This window comes from Devosia sp. MC521 (assembly GCF_014127105.1).
GTDB lineage: Bacteria > Pseudomonadota > Alphaproteobacteria > Rhizobiales > Devosiaceae > Devosia.
The window spans coordinates 3,345,432-3,362,673 of the sequence record NZ_CP059902.1 but is presented as its reverse complement, the minus strand read 5'-3'; the positions used below and the strand labels follow the sequence as shown (position 1 = coordinate 3,362,673).

The window sequence follows — 17,242 nt, the reverse complement described above, 5'->3', positions numbered from 1 at the left end:
AATGCGGTCAATTCAGGCTCAACATCTGACAGATCTGCTGTGCGACGAGCAATCTCGAAAAGCGCTATCACACGCTGCTCTGTGATGTAGATGGGCCATTGCATTGCCTTGGTGGGTTAGGATAGCCGGCAAGTCGTCATCAACCTGCACATCTACTTGGTGCCCCAGTCTGCCGGTAGGTCTTCGTCGCGGTGCACTTGAGCGCGCCGATGCTTTCGAGATCAATGAGATGCTGCTGCAAAAATCTCTCAGATCCGAGCGATCATTCCGACTACGGGGGAACCATCGGGCTCAACTCGGCCTTGATTGAAAATGCATGTACGCGTCGCCACCGCTGCATCATCCAGCCGAGCCACGAACTGTCGTGTCATTGGAGGAATGGGATGCCCAAGGACAAACTTTCGAGCTATCAGGAAAAAAGGGACTTTGAGCAGACACAGGAGCCTTCTGGTAGAAAAAAGATAAAAAGTTCCAAATGGTTGCGCTTCGTCATTCAGAAACATGATGCAACGCGGCTGCATTATGACCTGCGGCTTGAACTCGATGGCGTCTTCAAATCGTGGGCTGTCACACGAGGGCCCTCACTCGATCCAGGTGACAAGCGTTTGGCAGTCGAAGTGGAAGACCATCCTCTAGAATACGGGGATTTCGAGGGCGCGATCCCCAAAGGGCAATATGGTGGGGGTACAGTAATGCTGTGGGATCGCGGATATTGGATACCGGAGGAGGGCCTGTCCCCGGAGCAAGCCTTGAACGAGGGAGAACTCAAATTCACTCTTACCGGCGAGCGCCTTCACGGCAGCTTTGTTCTAGTTCGCATGAAGCACGACCGCCATGGGGGGAATCGATCAAACTGGCTTCTGATCAAGCATCAGGACGACCATTCCGTGAATGCCAATGGGGCGGCGATCTTGACGGAAAACAGTACCTCGATCGCCTCAGGCAGGACTATGCAGCAGATATCCCAAAGCAAAGGACGCAAGCCGAAGCCATTCATGGTTGGGCAACCGAATGTGAAAGCTGCCATCGCGTCGCAGGCACAGCAGGGTTTGGAAGAGAATCAGCTCAAACCCAAACGCCGATCAACAAAACCAGTCCCAAGCAACGCGGCCCACACCGCTCTGCCGGGATTCGTCGAACCACAGTTGTGCCAAGTAGCAACGCGTCCGCCCGCTCAAGACCAGTGGATTCACGAGATCAAGTTTGACGGCTACCGCATGCAGCTGCGCATAAACGATGGCACTGTTACGTTGAAAACTCGTAAAGGTTTTGACTGGACAGACAAGTTCGCCGCCATCGCAGAAGCAGCTGGCACGTTGCCGGACCTCATCATCGATGGAGAAATATGCGCACTGGACGATCAAGGTGCTCCGGATTTTTCCGCACTTCAGGCTGTGATGTCCGAAGGCAAAACCGACGATCTGGTGTTCTTCGCCTTTGATTTGCTTTTCCACGGAGCGAATGACCTGCGTGATCAAGGACTTACGGATCGAAAGAAGAGGCTGGAGTTGTTGCTCAAGGGAGCCGGCAAGGACCCTAGAATACGCTTTGTGGATCATTTCGAGACTGGTGGAGATGCTGTACTGCGTTCCGCTTGCCGTCTGTCGCTCGAGGGCATTGTCTCGAAAAAAGCAAATGCTCCTTATGTATCGGGCCGAACTAACGCCTGGGTGAAGTCAAAGTGTCGAGGGGGCCATGAAGTGGTTATCGGTGCCTATGCCACCACAAACGGAAAATTCCGCTCTCTGCTCGTTGGCGTTAATCAAGGCGATAAGCTTGTCTATGTCGGTCGCGTCGGTACCGGCTTTAGTTCTGCTAAGGTCAAGACCCTCCTAGCAGAACTAAAGAAACTGGAAGCAAAGACGTCACCATTTACCGGGCTTGCGCGCCCTAAGAAGGGTGCGGACATAACCTGGCTTGAACCAGAGTTGGTTGCTGAGATCGAATACGCGGGCTGGACTGCTGGTGGAAAAGTCCGACAGGCGGCGTTCAAAGGCCTACGCCAAGACAAGCCTGCCAGTGAAGTTGTGGCAGAAATGCCCACCGATCCCAAATCAGTTGAGCTTTCTGATCCAGCTGGTGCTCCACCGAGGAAATCTAGGGGAGCGGCGGTTAATCGGGCTCGCGTAGACGTCATGGGGGTGGCGATTTCAAGTCCGAGTAAGGCTCTTTGGCCGGACGCCAACGATGGTGAGGAAGTCACAAAACTCGATCTCGCGAGATACTTTGCAAAGGTTGGGACATGGCTAATTGACCATATTAAGGGACGTCCCTGCTCTGTTGTCCGCACGCCGGATGGCATACTTCACCAGCAGTTCTTCCAGCGCCATGCGCTGGCTGGAACATCCAATCTCCTCGAACTTATCGAGGTCACGGGCGATAAAAAAACCTATCTGCAGATTGATCGTGTAGAGGGATTGGCCGCCATCGCTCAAATCGGAGGAACAGAGCTGCACCCTTGGAATAGCGCACCTGGCCAGCCTGAAGTACCAGGCCGTCTGGTTTTTGACCTAGACCCGGGGCCCGACGTCGAATTTTCAACGGTTGTTGACGCAGCCTTGGAATTGCGCAGCCGCTTAGACACATTAGGTCTTGTAAGCTTCTGCAAAACCACCGGGGGCAAAGGCCTGCACGTCGTGACCCCCTTGTCCATAAGGCGAGGCAAGAACCCATCTTGGACTGACGCAAAAGATTTTGCTAGAAGTGTGTGCCAACTCATGGCTGCAGACAGTCCGAGCCGCTATCTAGTCAAAATGGCGAAGAACCAGCGCCAGGGGCGCATATTTCTTGACTATTTGCGCAACGACCGCATGGCCACCGCTGTTGCACCCCTCTCGACGCGCGCGCGCCTTGGTGCAACAGTATCCATGCCTCTCGATTGGACCCAAGTGACGCTGAACCTTGATCCGACACGCTTCACTATTCGAACCGTACCGAAATTCCTCAAGGCGTCGGCTCCATGGCAGAGCTATGCTGACGGCGCTCGTCCACTTAGGCAGGCGATGAAGCGACTTACAAAGGCGTCGTAGACAGCAGCGAAGACCCTTCAGTGCCGCGAACGTTTCTCGGCTTGAACAGACTTGCGCAGGGCATCCATGATATTGATGACGTTGCTAGGGGTGGGGGGAGATCTCTTGGGTTTTGTCTTGGCAAGTTTGTTTGCCGTCTTCTTTTTCTCCGCGATAATGTCCTTCAGCTTTTCCTGCACGGGGTCAGCAACCATGGCGGGATCCCAATGACGCTGCTGCCTTTTGATCAATTTTTGAACGAGCGGCATGAGGTCTGCCTCAGGTTTTGTCTGAGTCACCGTCGCGAAGTAGCCAGCAGCGTCGCGGACTTCGTCGCTGTAGCGCAGCGTCCATAGGACAATGCCCTTCCCACGCGGCTCGAGCATCACTGCACGTTCGCGACGAGAAATAACCAAGCGGGATATGCCAACAACCTTTTGTGCTTTCATAGCTTCACGGATCACCGAAAACGCGTCCTGCCCAATGGCGTCGTTCGGCGCGAGATAGTATGGCGTGTCGAGCCATATCCAGGGAATGCTGTCACTCGAGACAAAAACCGAAATATCGAGGGTTTTGGTGCTGTCCAGCGCAACGCTGTCCAGCTCATCATCTTCCAGAATAACGTAGTCGTTTTCGCCTCGCCGGTAGCCTTTGACTTCGTCGGCTTCATCAACGACGCGCCCAGTGACGGCGTCGACGTATTGGCTCACGACTCTGTTCCCTGTGTCCCGATTAATCGTGTGAAATTTTACTTTCTCGCTCTCGGAAGTAGCCGGCATCATCTGTACAGGACAGGTGACGAGGCTCAGTTTAAGATAGCCCTTCCAATACGGTCGAATAACCATTGAAACCTCCTATCAGCTAGCTTTCCGGGTCGTTTCGGACGTCTGCTTGACCTTCCTCTTCGTGGTCGGATGTTTAGTCGGGCCCGTTGCCCGATTGCGCTTATCCTTGGGCGGATCGCCAATAGCGGCGCTGTCTCGTAGTGCCCTTAGGAGATCACCTTTTTGAGCTACAGGCGCAGGCTTGCGCTTGGGCAATTTTCTGCCTTCGATCTTGGCCTTCACCAGTTCTGCGACCGCGTTCTCATACTGGTCATCGAAGGTCGTAGCATTAAAGATACCCATCTTCGTCTCAATGATGTGTTCAGCCAATGCCAACATTTCACTTTCGATTTTCATCTCGGGCAGATCATCGAAAGCGTTTTGGGAAGAGCGAACCTCGTAGTCGTAGTTTAAAGTTGTGGCGACCAACCCATCGTCATGAGGACGGATCAATAGCGTGCGCACACGCTTAAACAGAACAGCCTTGGCAATTGCCGCAACCTTGGTCTGCTTCATCCCTTCGCGAAGGAGCACGAAGGCTTCCTCTCCCATCTTATCCGGTGTGAGATAGTAAGGTTTGTCAAAATAAACGGTGTCGATTTCGCTGCAGGAAATAAATGCCTCGATTTTTAAGGTCTTGTCGCTTTCCGGGATGACCGCGGAGATTTCAGCCGGCTCAAGAACGACGTAAGCATCATTATCGCTAGCGTAGCCTTTGACCTGGTTTTCATGCCCAACTGTGGCACCAGTTTCTTCATCAATGAACTCGCGCCTTACCCTGTTGCCAGTCTTTCGGTTCAATGTATTGAATGCGATGCGGTCACTAGAGGATGACGCCGTGTACAGTGCCACTGGGCACGCCACCTCGCCAAATTTGACGAAGCCTTTCCAAGTCGCTCTTGCGGTCGGCATTACTGTTACCTCGCGAAAAAAATCATGAGTCCAATCCCGTTCGGGGCAAACTTGTTCCCGCGATCTTCCTTCCCCGAGCATTGATGCGGACTGCAGCCAATCTATCGGGCTCGAGGGTAGGGGCATAGACGATCCACTTTTTGGGTGTGTCAGTACGCAAAGGAGCTTGGTCGCCAATCGCGAAGATGGCGTTGCGTGTACCAAAGAGTATCCCATCCGCGGTGACAGACCCTGTGGCAGCAGGAGTCGATTGCTTTCTTGCGTCATTTATCGCACCCGTCTTTTGCGGTTCAGGCCATTTTAAGTTCGGGAACGGTCCGCTCTTTTTTCCGTTGGCCGATGCAAAAGGAGTTCCAAATGACCGACCGCTTCACCATGCAGGACCCACGACATCAGTTCCCCGCTCCGCCATTTCCGCAGCAACAGCAAACCTCTCCTGGACTTGTTGGCAAAATGCGACCAGCACCTGACCATGGTGAAGAGAGCTACGCCGGATTTGGCCGCTTACTCGGCCGCAAGGCACTAATCACGGGCGGGGATTCCGGAATCGGTCGCGCAGCAGCAATCGCTTATGCGCGTGAGGGAGCAGATGTGGCCATAAGCTATCTCCCATCTGAAGACAGTGATGGCGAAGAGGTCCTCGGGTACATCCAGCAGGCGGGCACGAAAGGTGTCGCCTTACGTGGTGACGTCTCCAACGAAAAATTTTGCACTCAGCTGATCGCCGATGCGGTTGAGCAGCTGGGGGGGCTAGATATTCTAGTTATCAATGCGGCCCGTCAGCAAGCACGTAATTCCGTCGAGGAGATATCGAGTGAGGACTTTGACCTAACTCTCAAGACCAACCTCTATGCTCTACACTGGATTACTCGCGCGGCCGTGCAGCATCTGCCTGCAGGGGCCTCAATCATCACAACAGCATCAATTCAGGCTTATGAGCCGTCAGCTCATCTTCTTGACTATGCCACCACAAAAGCGGGTATCGTTGCTTATTCCAAAGCGCTGGCCATACAGCTTATTGAGAAGGGAATACGCGTGAATTCGGTTGCTCCTGGTCCGTTTTGGACAGTGCTGCAACCAAGTGGTGGGCAATTTGCGGAGAAGGTTGTTACGTTTGGCCAAGACAGTGCCTTTGGTCGTCCAGGTCAACCTGTCGAACTTGCGCCGATATATGTCCTGTTGGCGTCGCAAGAAGCCAGTTACATTACCGGTGAGGTTTTTGGTGTTACTGGTGGCAAGGGAATCGCCTGACTGCGCAGTGACGGCGGCGGAGAAGGCGCGTTGCAGTTTCAAGCAAACACGGTAGGGGGCCCGAACACTTAATCTTGGCTCGAACTTTGATGCGACTTTGGCGATGGCTACTCTTGCGACGCGCCGATCGGGCGAATGGTAGGGGTGCGTGATGTTGGAGCGGGCGTTTGCAACGCTGCCCTGACGGTGAATTAACTTGCGAACATCGACCTCTTTTCAAAGTTACGCAGGTGTTGTGTCAGTCGTGCCAGACCTGACCACTCAGATAACGCAGGCCGCTAGGGCCCGGGGTAACCACCAATCGCGTTGCGTCCATGCACGCGAACACTCTACGCAGCACATGCTGATCCGAAAGAAAAGCCATCTTGCGCTTGGCGAACACTCACGTGCAGGGGGCGTGGCCGGTTTCTATCGAGATAACGGCTTCACTGCGGAAATACAAAGAGCCGCGCAGCTCTTGGAGGGGATACACGCTAACACGCGGCCCAAGCCTGAGATTGACAGTGAGCAGGGGAAGAGTTTCGAATAGTTTCGGGATCGCCTGTGCTATTATCGGGCCAAAATCGTAGCAGTGACCTGCAGGAGTGGATACTTTATGCGCTTGTGGCTATCTGTTGGTCGCGGTTTTAGAAGAAGGTATGTGCAATCGATGCGCCGCATATGTTTGCTAGTTTTGACCGTCGTAACATTTGTTACTACACCTTCATTGGCTCAATCTGCCATCGAACATCATGTCTGGCAGGATAGCCGAACCTTTGTAGCCCTGAGCCAGACTGCCATCTCAATTACCGGTGACATCGGGCTTTCGGGAAATCCCAGCTTCGCCGAGGTCGGCAGCGTGATGCAGATTTCGTTCGGCGCCGGAGACCCGGTCGAACTCGTTTCCGAAGGCGCATCGTGGCGACAATGGGGCGTTTCTGGCGACAAGCAGACCGCCGAGGTGTTCCGGCTTGCGCAGGATCCAGGCGAACTGCTCAACGGCACCACGCTCTGTGGGAAAGGTGCGCGCTATCTTGTCTTTTCCGAAAGCTGGCTGGGAGGCGGCCAGATACTTGAGGTCGCGGTCTTCGATGGAGATGTGCCGCCTTTCGACATCAACAGCGATGACCTCTGCTCCACATTCAGCTACTTGGTCGACTGAAATGCGTCTCCAAGATAGGGCGACTCCGTGGGATGCAGTACTGGCGTTGCTCCTAATGACGCTGCCGGCGCACTGCCATCCGATCGAAAATGGCATTGTCCAAATCGACGGTTCCGCGATTAGGATCATGGGCGTTATCGATAAGACCGTCGCAGATCTTTTTACCCAACTGGTCGCGGCCCATCCGGCTCTGGATACGGGAGCTTGGACTGCCCTGGCGGCTATGTCATCCCCGCCCTGGACATGGCGAGGAGCGTCTACGCCAAGGGACTGAAGACCATTGTGCAGACCGGTGATGGCTGCCATTCGTCCTGCTCACTGATTTTTCTCGCTGGCAACGAGCGGGTGGCCAACGGGGTTCTTGGGGTTCACCAGATATCGGGGAGCGACGACCCGTCGGTCACCCAGACAGTGATCAGTGAGATCTATAGGGAGCTGGTTCAGTTCAACACGCCCAGCTATCTGGTTTCTCGCATGCTGCGGACGCCGCCGGATGACATCTACATTTTTTCGCCCGAAGAACTGGAGCAAAACTCCATCAACGTCCGCGCTGGCGACGGATCCGAAATACCGCACCTACTGGCGGTCGAGACTTGGATGCGCAAGGACTGGCTTGTCGGTGTCTCGTGAACACGCACGTCAAAGCCCCGTTCATTGCCCTTCAGAGCCGAGAGATGAACCCGGTTATGCGGATCGTCCACTATCCCCATCGGCGCGCTACGCCTCGTCGGGATAATGCCCTTTGGTTTGACCTACCATTTTCGCCAGTTCTGAAAATGTCATCACGTCTGTCTCAGATGCGCTGTTGTTTGCAAGCAAGAGCAGCCGGGCCGGGAAGGCCACTGCATCGCGTGATGCGGGCGTCAGATCTTCCCTCAGCCTATCGTCGCCGAGCGCTGATTGTTCCGCGCGCCTTAGAGCCAGATCGATCTCTTCGCGGCTGATGATGCCCTTGGCGACGAGTGTGTTGTTGATGGATGCTATGGCTAAGTAGAGTCCTTGTAGCTGCAAGTTTGATACGTTCATGCTTAGTGTCCGGAGTTATGGGGCTATTCTGCGGGCAATGTTTGTAGTCGAGCGAAAGTTGCGCGACATGGCGTCTGGGGCGCGCTCCCCCAATACCGAGACCGGTACCCAGAGCAGACGAGGTGGCCTAGGATGTCGTGAGACCGGCCTGATTATTGTGTTTCTCACCCTAGGTTGCGACACGAAAAGTTCGTGGCAAATTCGTCACCTTAGCGCGTGCTTCAGCGTTTAGGATCACACTAGACAATATTGGAGGTTGCAGTGGACCCGTACCAACTGGATCCTTGGAGCGATAGTGCATTCCAACTTAAAACTCGTGAGACGGCTTACTTTCTCTGGGAACAAGATGGCAAACCAGAGGGTAAGGAACAGGAATACTGGTTTGCAGCTCTGGAGAGAGGTCTGCGCGAGCGCGACTGTGACAAAAAACTAGCGCAAACGACTATGACCGACACTGAGCAGACGTTTGAGAGATAACGTCAAAATTTGCTCTCTGGAGGGTGTTGGCGGATTGTTCGCCGAAGTGAGCCTACGTGTTCGAACTGAATGCGAAGAGCAAAAAAATTCGGAAATCTTAAATATCATCGTGGGCTACAAATGACGACGACGCGAAATTCATCCATGGGGAACGTACCTCAGTTTGAGGCGTTATCTAGATAACGATTTCAAGACCAGGTGATCGTCATGACAGACGTGCATGCTACTTATTTTGAGCTGCCACCTGTCGGTCCACCGATCTTTAGGCGGTTGTGGGCAACAGGCTTATTGTTTGCAGAAGATTTGGATGAACTCGCAGCGCAGCCTTGGAAGCGGGAAAATGTTCGTCTCCATGGCCAGATACAGTGTGGGTCCGATCTTTGTTTTATAGCGTCTGGGTTTGCGTTCCGTTGCAGGGTAACTGCTGAATCTGAACGACATCTAATGTCGTTGGCTATTCCCGGCGATATTTGCACATACACCTGCGTTACCGGGCGGTCAGCTTATGCCGTTCCTGAAGCGGGGTCGCGATGTTCAATTCTGCGGCTTGATGCAAATCATGCGGCAGCGTTATTTGAGGGTAACCCGCGTCTTCTATGCGCGGTGTTGGCCAATCTTGCGTCGGACAATGTTGTGGTCGAAGAGCTGCTCACGTCAGTGGGGCGGCGCAATGCAATGCAGCGTATCGCACACTTGCTTTGCGAGTTAGAATTCCGATACCGCCGTCTAAACCTTACCAAAGGCAATCAGTTCACGCTGAAGCTTACTCAAGTTCAGATGGGAATGTATCTGGCGCTTTCTGCAGTGCACGTGAACAGGGTCATTCAAGAGCTGAGACGGTTGAAGCTCATCGAGCTGCGTGGTCGTGCGCTCACTATCCCTGACGTGCAGGCTCTCCGACGCATGGCAAATTTTTCCTCAGACTACCTCGAGGATTATTTGAACGAAAACGAGCCTAGGCTGAAAGCTGTATAAAGTTGCTGAACGAAGAGGAGAGCTACCTGTCGTTCAGCAAACTTCGTACCCTAGAGTTGACTTCTCTGAAGCACCATAACGCGTTTGGCTTACCTGCAGACGGTTTGGGTTCAGATAAGGAGCGGCTCGGCACCGAGAACGAGCCGAAATGTTTGCATCTGTATCGTAGGAATGCAGCTGGAAGGCACAAACAACCTATGCACGTCATCTGGGATATCGAAACGGTTTCTGAGGTAGCGGTTACGCCAGATCCCCGAGACTGGTTGGTCGCATTGGTTGAGGGGTCCCACGATGCAGTCATCAGTAAAGATCTGAATGGCACCATCCGAAGCTGGAATCCCGCAGCAGAGCGCCTGTTTGGATATACAGCGCAAGAGGCTATTGGCCGTAACATCACAATGATCATCCCTGAAGAGCGGATTAGCGAAGAATCCCTCATCATTTCCCAAATCAGGGCGGGCCGGCGGGTCGACCACTTCGAAACCTTGCGCCGTCGTAAAGATGGAAGCTTAGTGCCGTTGTCTTTGTCGGTCTCGCCCATTCGAAATGTGGACGGAACGATAGTCGGTGCGTCTAAAATCGCCCGCGACGACAGCCTGCGGCGGCAGAATGAGGAGACCCTGCATTTGGTCGTCGACGAAATGCAGCATCGTGTGAAGAATCTATTTTCGCTCGCGGCGGCCGTGGTTTCGCTAACGGGACGGTCCAGTACCGACGCCCAAGATATCGTAACAAATATCCACTCTCGGCTGAGTGCCTTGGCGCGGGCGCACGAATTGACCATGGCGCGTTGGCAGTCAGAGGGGGCCAGCAATGTGTTCGGTGACCTGCTGGAACTCATTGGTACAGTCTTGGAGCCGTACCGTCTTGGTGACTGCATCATGCTATCAGGGGATCAGATTGCCATTGGGCCTAAGTCTTCTACGAGCGTCGCGTTGCTGTTCTATGAGCTTGCAACTAATGCCGCCAAATATGGCGCTTTGTCTGTGCCAGAGGGAGCGCTGGCTATCACCGCGAAGATTGAGAACGACGCGGTTTCAATAGAATGGGATGAGAGCAATTGCCCACATACGGGGCCGGCGGTCACACAAGGTTTTGGCGCCCGGCTGGAGAGCACACTGCTGGCAGCGCTAAGCGCTGATATTCGTCGCGATTGGTTACCCAATGGCCTGCGAGTTACCATGAGTATCCCGTTGGTATCACTGGCCGTTTGAGAGAGTTTCGCGGCCTCACGGCTTTCTTGTGAACAGCTGTCCGCTCAGTTCTTGCTATGCAAGCCTTGCTCGCGGAGGGTGGCGAATTGGAGGGTGAGGGGTTCGATATTGTAATCCAGCCATTCCGACATCGCGATTTCTTCATCCAAGGTCGTCGTGAGCGTCGCCACCGCGTCGCTGTCGTTTTGCGCACGAGCCAGTGCAATCAATGACTTATAGGCCGCGATTTCGTAGTGTTCGAAGGCAAAATTGGCGAAGCTGTTCTTGACGATCTCATCTGGCGCCAATTTGTGACCGAGTGCTGCAATGGTTCCGCCAGCGCCCATAGCGATATCTTTTAGCGCCGACTTCTGAGCGCCAGCGCGCTCTAGCAAACTCTCAAGCCGTAGGATCTGACCTTTTGTTTCCTCAAGATGCTGTTGCAGGCGTTGTGCCACTTCGGGGTAGTTCTTGATGCTCGCAACCTGAGGTTCCATGATCGCCAACGCTTCGTGTTCCATCGCGTGAGCGTTCTTGAGCCCAGTAACGTAGATCTCTGAAAGCTTGGTCATTTGCGGCTCCTTTTGAATGGCAAGCTAACGCCGGTCTACGGGTGAGGATCATTGATAAACCGGAGTTAAGGTCGGCGGACAACTATGACCGGCGCGTTCGTTAACACATGGCAAGCTCGGAACGCCGGTCGCAGGACTTGGCTTGGAGGAAGGCGGCGGTAGTCGGCGTTCTACCAATCAGGCAGGAATGACATGATCCGGAACATCCCGAAAATTACCCTCACTGACGGCAATAGCATTCCTCAGCTCGGCTTTGGTGTGTGGCAGGTGCCGAACCATGAGGCCCAGAAGGCGGTGTCGACCGCCATCGATGTCGGCTACCGGCTGATCGACACCGCGCAAGGCTACGACAATGAATCTGGTGTGGGTGAAGCCATCGCGGCAGCCGATGTGAGCCGTGAGGAGCTATTTATTACCAGCAAGTTGCGTAACGGCGCTCACCAATACGATGACGCCATGCGGGCTTTCGACGAGAGCCTTGAACGGCTGAAACTTGATTATCTCGACTTGTTCTTGATCCATTGGCCAGTTCCTGAGCAGGACCTTTACGTGGATGCGTGGAAGGCGCTCGTCGCTCTACACGAGGATGGCCGCATTCGCTCTATTGGAGTATCCAACTTTCTACCAGAGCACATTGAACGTATCGGCGAGGCAACAAACCTACTGCCGGTGATCAATCAGCTGGAGCTGCATCCACTCTATCAGCAGCGCGACGTTCGGAATTTTCACGCAGGTCACGCGATTTCGATTGAGTGCTATAGCCCGTTGGGCAGTGGCGCGCTGCTCGACAATCCAACTATCGCCAAAATCGCCAAAAAGCACGGTAAGAGCATTGCTCAGGTGATTTTGCGTTGGGAGCTCGATCAGGGGCTGGTGGTAATTCCCAAGTCTACGCATGAGCATCGGATTAGAGAGAATTTTGATGCGTTTGGCTTTTCGCTAGATGCGGAAGACACTGCTGCGCTCGATGGTCTTGATGATCCGGAAGACGGCAAAACAGGCGGTCATCCTGCAACGATGAACACTCTGTTCTAATCCCAATTTTCACAACCACGCGGTTGAATGGTGCAAGATGTCTCTCGACTGTCTTCCTGGAGTTCAACGGGCTCAGCCCTCACGTTTCGGCACGCAAATGCTGGTGGAAGGGGTGCGCTTCCGTTTGTGGGCTCCCAATATTCCCAGTGTTTCTTTAAAGATCTTAGATCTCGAATTTGAACACCCGATGACGCAGTGCAGGGGCGGTTGGCACGAGATTGAAGTCCCGCATGCTCTTGCTGGCATGCACTATGTTTTTGTTCTGCCTGATGGCCAAACCGTGCCCGATCCGGCTTCGCGCTTTCAGCCTCACGATGTGCATGGCCCAAGTGAAATCATCGACCCGAGAAGTTATCGCTGGACCGATCTTGGTTGGCGCGGGCGGCCTTGGGAGGAAATGATAATCTATGAGTTGCACATCGGCACGTTCACCCCGGAGGGGACGTTCCTAGCTGCAATTGATAAGCTCAAAGCATTGCAGGAACTGGGCATTACAGCAATTGAGCTAATGCCCGTGGCTGACTTTCCCGGTCGTTGGAATTGGGGCTACGACGGGGCCTTTCTCTATGCTCCAGACAGTAGCTACGGCCGTCCCGAGCATCTAAAAGCCTTGGTCGATGCAGCACATGGTTTAGGTCTCTGCGTGTTCCTCGATGCCGTCTATAACCATTTTGGTCCTGAAGGGAATTACCTCCAAAGTTATGCCCCCATCGTCAATCCAGACCGTCATACACCGTGGGGTGGTGCCATCAACTATGATGACGCAGGAGCGGCTCAGGTGCGCGAGTTTATATTCGCCAACGCCCGCCACTGGCTGATGGAATATCATTTCGACGGTCTACGTCTCGATGCAGTACAGGAGATCCAGGACATCGGCCCTCGGCACATGCTGGTCGAGCTTGCAGAGCAGTTGCGCAGGGTGACCGATGGTCGGCACATTCACCTCATTGTCGAGAATTCTGACAATGAGGCGGGCTGGCTGAAACGGGGGCTCGATGGTGAGCCTTGGCTCTACAACGCACAGTGGAATGATGACCTTCATCACAGTCTGCACAACGCCTTAACCGAAGAAAATTCTTGGTACTATGCGGATTTTGACAAGAAGTTGGATTTGGTTGGGCGAAGCTTGGCCGAGGGGTTCGGTTTCCAAGGTGAATACTTGGAGCATGAAAAGCGTTTTAAAGGTGAGCCGAGCGCTTTCCTGCCGGCGACAGCTTTTGTCGCTTACGCACAAAACCATGACCAGATCGGCAATCGCCCTTATGGCGAACGGATAACCGATATTGTTTCGTCAGAAAAAGCGCGGTTCTGGACCGCGATAAACTTGTTGTCGCCACAGATTCCCTTGTTATTCATGGGTGAGGAATGGCACGCAAAACAACCATTCATATTCTTCTCGGACGTCGGTGCCGAACTTGCCGATAAAGTCCGAGAAGGCAGGCGAGACGAGATCAAATCTTTCCTGCCGCAACCGGAGAAGGGGCATCCGCCAGACCCGTTGAGCGAAGATACATTCAAAACTTCCAAGCTCGACTGGAGCCAGCGTGAAGAGCTTTCACACAGGGAAGCATTGGCGCATTATCGGCAACTCATCGCGCTGCGGAGGTCGGAAATCATCCCTCGTCTTTATGAGATGGATGGAAACAGCGGGCGGTATGAACTCGACGGTTCGATTTTGACTGTTGCATGGCAACTGGGCGACGGTATGCGCCTCTATCTGCTAGCGAACTTCTCTGACCAAGCTCTGAGTTGTGGCGCTGTGGGCGGGGATGTCCTCTGGATCGAAGGACACTTTAACGAGACGGTTATCGGTCCGTGGACAGCAGTTTTCTCGCTGGCGCAGTGAGCGCTCTGCTCGTTCTGGACGAGGCCGGAAAGCGATGTGCTTCCCGGCCTATCCTGTTCGCTATTGGAGTTCGCCAGCTGGCAGGGCGTAGGCGATAAAATAGTCGCCGATGGGTGTCTCCATAAAATCATGGCCCCCCGCGTTGATCACTACTATCTGGCGACCACCGGCCTCGTAAGTGATTGGAGTAGCTTGCCCGCCTGCGGGAAGAGCGGTTTGCCAAACCTCTTCGCCGGTATCGACCTTGATGGCTCGGAACATGTCGTCGGTAGTGGCACCGATAAAGAAAAGACCTGTTGCTGTTATGAAGCCGCCCCCATTGTTTGGTGTACCGATGTCTATCGGCAACATGCTTGGGATGCCGAAGGGGCCGTTATTACGGGCTGAGCCAAATGGACGATCCCAAAGAATTTCACGGGTGTTGAGGTCAATAGCAGCGATGCCGCCATAAGGAGGCTGTTTGCACAGCATCCCTGTGAACGGAACGCGCCACCCCGCGTTAACGCGGATGCCATAGGGCGACATCGCTTGAGGGCTAAGGTTGCCATGGGAGCCGCCACCAACATCTGGATCGTAGTTTGGATCGGTAATTGGCAGAATGCCGAGGGCATCAACCTCTTCACGCGGAACAAGCTGGTTGTAGTTCGGCATGTCATTGTAATTAGTGATCATTAGTCCTTTGACGGGATCGATCGCGACGCCGCCCCAATCCACGCCGCCGTTATAGCCGGGGTATTGGATCCATGGTTGATCAACTGTCGGTGGTGTGTAAACACCATCGTAAGCGGCTTGGCGGAACTGGATACGGCACCAGAGTTGGTCAAGCGGGGTTGTGCCCCACATATCCCGTTCGGTCAGGTCGGCTTTCAGCAGATTTGGGAAGTCGGTGACGAAAGGTTGTGTCGGAGAAAGGCGTTCTGGCTCCACGCCGCCAGTGGGAGCAGTGCGCTCTTCAATGCTAACCAGCGGTTCACCGGTTTTGCGGTTCAGGATGTAGAACTGTGCCTGTTTGGACGGCATAACGATTGCAGGAACTGGACCCTCGGGTGTTGGGAAATCAACCAAGGTGCCTTGTCCTCCAAGGTCATAGTCCCAAATATCATAGTGAACGGTTTGATAGTGCCAAGCGACCTCGCCGGTTTCGACATCCAGCGCAACGATGGCGGTTGAGTAAGTATTTTCTGCCTCGGAGCGATCGCCGCCCCAATAGTCGACAGCTGAGTTACCCATCGGCAAATAAACCAATCCAAGCTCATTATCGCCTGAGGCAATCGTCCAAACATTGGGTGTGCCGGGGGTGTAGATCTCACCTTCAGGCGGCAGATCTGTCTCGCCGGGGCGCCCCATATCCCAAGCCCATTCAAGTGCACCGGTTACAACATTATACCCACGGATGACGCCAGACGGAGCTGCACGGGTTTGTCCGTCGCTCACTTGGCTTCCAACTACGAGCACATCGCGAACGAGTGTTGGAGGTGACGTTGGGGCGTAGAATCCCGGCGCATGGTTTCCCATTCCTTCCATGAGGTCGACGGTGCCAAGGGCGCCGAAGTCCGGGCACGGCTGGCCGGTGACTGTGTCGAGCGCAATCATGCGCGCGTCGTGAGTCAGATTGACCACGCGGGTCGCACACATCGTATCGGCCACAACCGTAGTGTCTTCAAAATACACTAGGCCCCGACAAGAGGCATTATAGCCAACAGCATCTGCTGAGACGACTGGATCGTGGGTCCAAAGAGCCTCGCCTGATGCTGCATCGAGCGCCGATATCTTGTTCAGCGCTGAACACAGAAAGAGCCGATCCCCCACTTTTACAGGGGTGTTCTGATTGCCAAATGGTTCGTCGTCTTTCGGCAGGTCTCCGGTGCGAAATTCCCAGATTTGCTCAAGCATTTCCACGTTCTCTGGCGTAATCTGTCCGAGGGGCGAATAGCGCGTTGCCTTGTGATCGCCTCCATAGGCTGGCCAGTCGACACCCGTTTCTAGGGCAACGTATTTCACTTGAGCTGCGCTGGCCGGGGTTTGTGTAGTCAGTTCGCCTCTTGGTGGGGCGGTGGCGGCCGGTGCATCTGGCGTTTCGAATGCTGGCGGCGACACGGTCTCTTGCGCAACGAGATGCGGCCCCCCGTTCGACATGAGAACCATGACAGATGCAATGAGCGCCATCACACCAGTTGCCGCCGCCGCAAATCTACCGCGTGGCACAGCCAATCTGCCACGGAGCGCAGGGATAGTCAGCAACACCAGAATTAAAATCACACTTGGTGCAAGCAGACGCGGGACTTGCGCCCATCCGTTGAGGCCAGACTCCCAAAGCGCCCAGATCAGAGTAAAAGCGAATGTTGACATATAGATCCAGACGCCAGCAAGTGACTGTCTGAATAAGAACGTCGCAGAGGCCAGAAGGCCTGCGCCCGCTATTAGATAATAGAATGAGCCCCCTAAGCTGAGAAGCCATGCTCCTCCGAGCATAATTGGCGTGCCGAACAGCACCATTATGGCGGCGAGGGCCATCACTGCCCAGTAACCAAAGCCTCGGTTCCTCGTTGCCATAAACATTTCTCCTCACACGCCTTTATGAGGAGCTAACGAAAAAGTGCAGAAGCAGTTCCTATTTGGTTCGACGGGCCATTAGCGCGCTATTTCGCGTCCTAGACGCCATCTTGGCGGTGGCAGCACCGACAACCAAATCTAGTACCGTCGAAGAATGTCTGACGGGGCGATCTGGTCTTCATTGGTAGAGTTCCTGTGGGTGTCAGAGTTTTGACCGTCAGTCGCCCTCGCGAAAGCTGTCCAACATCACCACCTCTGCGTCGGAAGTAGGTTTCCGAATTAGAGGTGTCCGTCGTCAGATGCTTTGGCTCAGATTTTCGGACAGCGCTGCTCGTGTTCCATTGAAGTTGTGCGGCAGGCCTATGGTGCATCTAGCGTTGATGGCGGATTGTTTTGCGCTTGTTATTTTCACGCTTTTTGATGATGGCG

The 17,242-nt window shown here is 54.2% G+C and carries 14 protein-coding genes; 9 read left to right on the top strand and 5 right to left on the bottom strand.

The window, feature by feature from the left end:
- The first annotated feature begins 383 nt into the window (after positions 1–383).
- Positions 384–3,029 carry a DNA ligase D gene (ligD, locus tag H4N61_RS16220; protein WP_182394483.1) on the top strand — a complete coding sequence of 882 codons (2,646 nt, stop codon included), beginning with the start codon at positions 384–386 and terminating at the stop codon, positions 3,027–3,029.
- A 17-nt stretch (positions 3,030–3,046) separates the two neighbouring features.
- Here ligD and H4N61_RS16215 read toward each other — a convergent pair whose 3' ends face one another.
- Complete coding sequence (locus H4N61_RS16215) at positions 3,047–3,853, bottom strand: Ku protein (RefSeq protein WP_182394482.1); 807 nt, start codon at positions 3,851–3,853, stop codon at positions 3,047–3,049.
- A gap of 12 nt (positions 3,854–3,865) precedes the next feature.
- Positions 3,866–4,744 carry a Ku protein gene (locus H4N61_RS16210; protein ID WP_182394481.1) on the bottom strand — a complete coding sequence of 293 codons (879 nt, stop codon included), beginning with the start codon at positions 4,742–4,744 and terminating at the stop codon, positions 3,866–3,868.
- 357 nt (positions 4,745–5,101) lie between these two features.
- On the opposite strand from H4N61_RS16210, the gene H4N61_RS16205 reads away from it, so the two are divergent.
- From H4N61_RS16205 to H4N61_RS16195, 3 genes are all read left to right on the top strand, one after another.
- On the top strand, positions 5,102–5,995 hold the full coding sequence (locus tag H4N61_RS16205) for an SDR family oxidoreductase (RefSeq protein ID WP_182394480.1): 894 nt from the start codon (positions 5,102–5,104) through the stop codon (positions 5,993–5,995).
- Between the two features lie 595 nt (positions 5,996–6,590).
- Positions 6,591–7,136 (top strand): hypothetical protein, encoded by a 546-nt coding sequence (locus H4N61_RS16200; RefSeq protein ID WP_182394479.1) that lies wholly within the window; start codon positions 6,591–6,593, stop codon positions 7,134–7,136.
- 204 nt (positions 7,137–7,340) lie between these two features.
- Entirely contained in the window at positions 7,341–7,766 is a 426-nt protein-coding gene (locus H4N61_RS16195) for a hypothetical protein (RefSeq protein WP_182394478.1), read from the top strand.
- A gap of 87 nt (positions 7,767–7,853) precedes the next feature.
- Here the strand turns inward: H4N61_RS16195 and H4N61_RS16190 are convergent, their stop codons facing one another.
- Positions 7,854–8,162, bottom strand: coding sequence for a hypothetical protein (locus H4N61_RS16190; protein ID WP_169196900.1), 309 nt, complete (start codon positions 8,160–8,162; stop codon positions 7,854–7,856).
- A 261-nt stretch (positions 8,163–8,423) separates the two neighbouring features.
- Here H4N61_RS16190 and H4N61_RS18520 point away from each other — a divergent pair, with 261 nt between their 5' ends.
- The 3 genes from H4N61_RS18520 (at position 8,424) to H4N61_RS16175 (ending at position 10,828) form a co-directional block, all read left to right on the top strand.
- Positions 8,424–8,639, top strand: a complete 216-nt coding sequence (locus H4N61_RS18520; protein WP_349236467.1) for a DUF2934 domain-containing protein — start codon at positions 8,424–8,426, stop codon at positions 8,637–8,639.
- Positions 8,640–8,846: 207 nt separating this feature from the next.
- Complete coding sequence (locus H4N61_RS16180) at positions 8,847–9,614, top strand: Crp/Fnr family transcriptional regulator (protein ID WP_169196899.1); 768 nt, start codon at positions 8,847–8,849, stop codon at positions 9,612–9,614.
- Between the two features lie 2 nt (positions 9,615–9,616).
- Entirely contained in the window at positions 9,617–10,828 is a 1,212-nt protein-coding gene (locus H4N61_RS16175) for a PAS domain S-box protein (RefSeq protein WP_182394477.1), read from the top strand.
- Positions 10,829–10,872: 44 nt separating this feature from the next.
- Here the strand turns inward: H4N61_RS16175 and H4N61_RS16170 are convergent, their stop codons facing one another.
- Entirely contained in the window at positions 10,873–11,379 is a 507-nt protein-coding gene (locus tag H4N61_RS16170; protein ID WP_182394476.1) for a ferritin-like domain-containing protein, read from the bottom strand.
- A 192-nt stretch (positions 11,380–11,571) separates the two neighbouring features.
- Here H4N61_RS16170 and H4N61_RS16165 point away from each other — a divergent pair, with 192 nt between their 5' ends.
- Together H4N61_RS16165 and treZ are read left to right on the top strand one after the other, a co-directional pair.
- On the top strand, positions 11,572–12,414 hold the full coding sequence (locus tag H4N61_RS16165; protein ID WP_169196896.1) for an aldo/keto reductase: 843 nt from the start codon (positions 11,572–11,574) through the stop codon (positions 12,412–12,414).
- Between the two features lie 97 nt (positions 12,415–12,511).
- Positions 12,512–14,260, top strand: a complete 1,749-nt coding sequence (gene treZ / locus H4N61_RS16160; protein ID WP_182394475.1) for a malto-oligosyltrehalose trehalohydrolase — start codon at positions 12,512–12,514, stop codon at positions 14,258–14,260.
- 60 nt (positions 14,261–14,320) lie between these two features.
- Here treZ and H4N61_RS16155 read toward each other — a convergent pair whose 3' ends face one another.
- A complete protein-coding gene (locus H4N61_RS16155) occupies positions 14,321–16,813 on the bottom strand; it encodes a membrane-bound PQQ-dependent dehydrogenase, glucose/quinate/shikimate family (protein WP_182394474.1) in 2,493 nt (830 codons plus the stop codon).
- Positions 16,814–17,242: the final 429 nt, after the last annotated feature.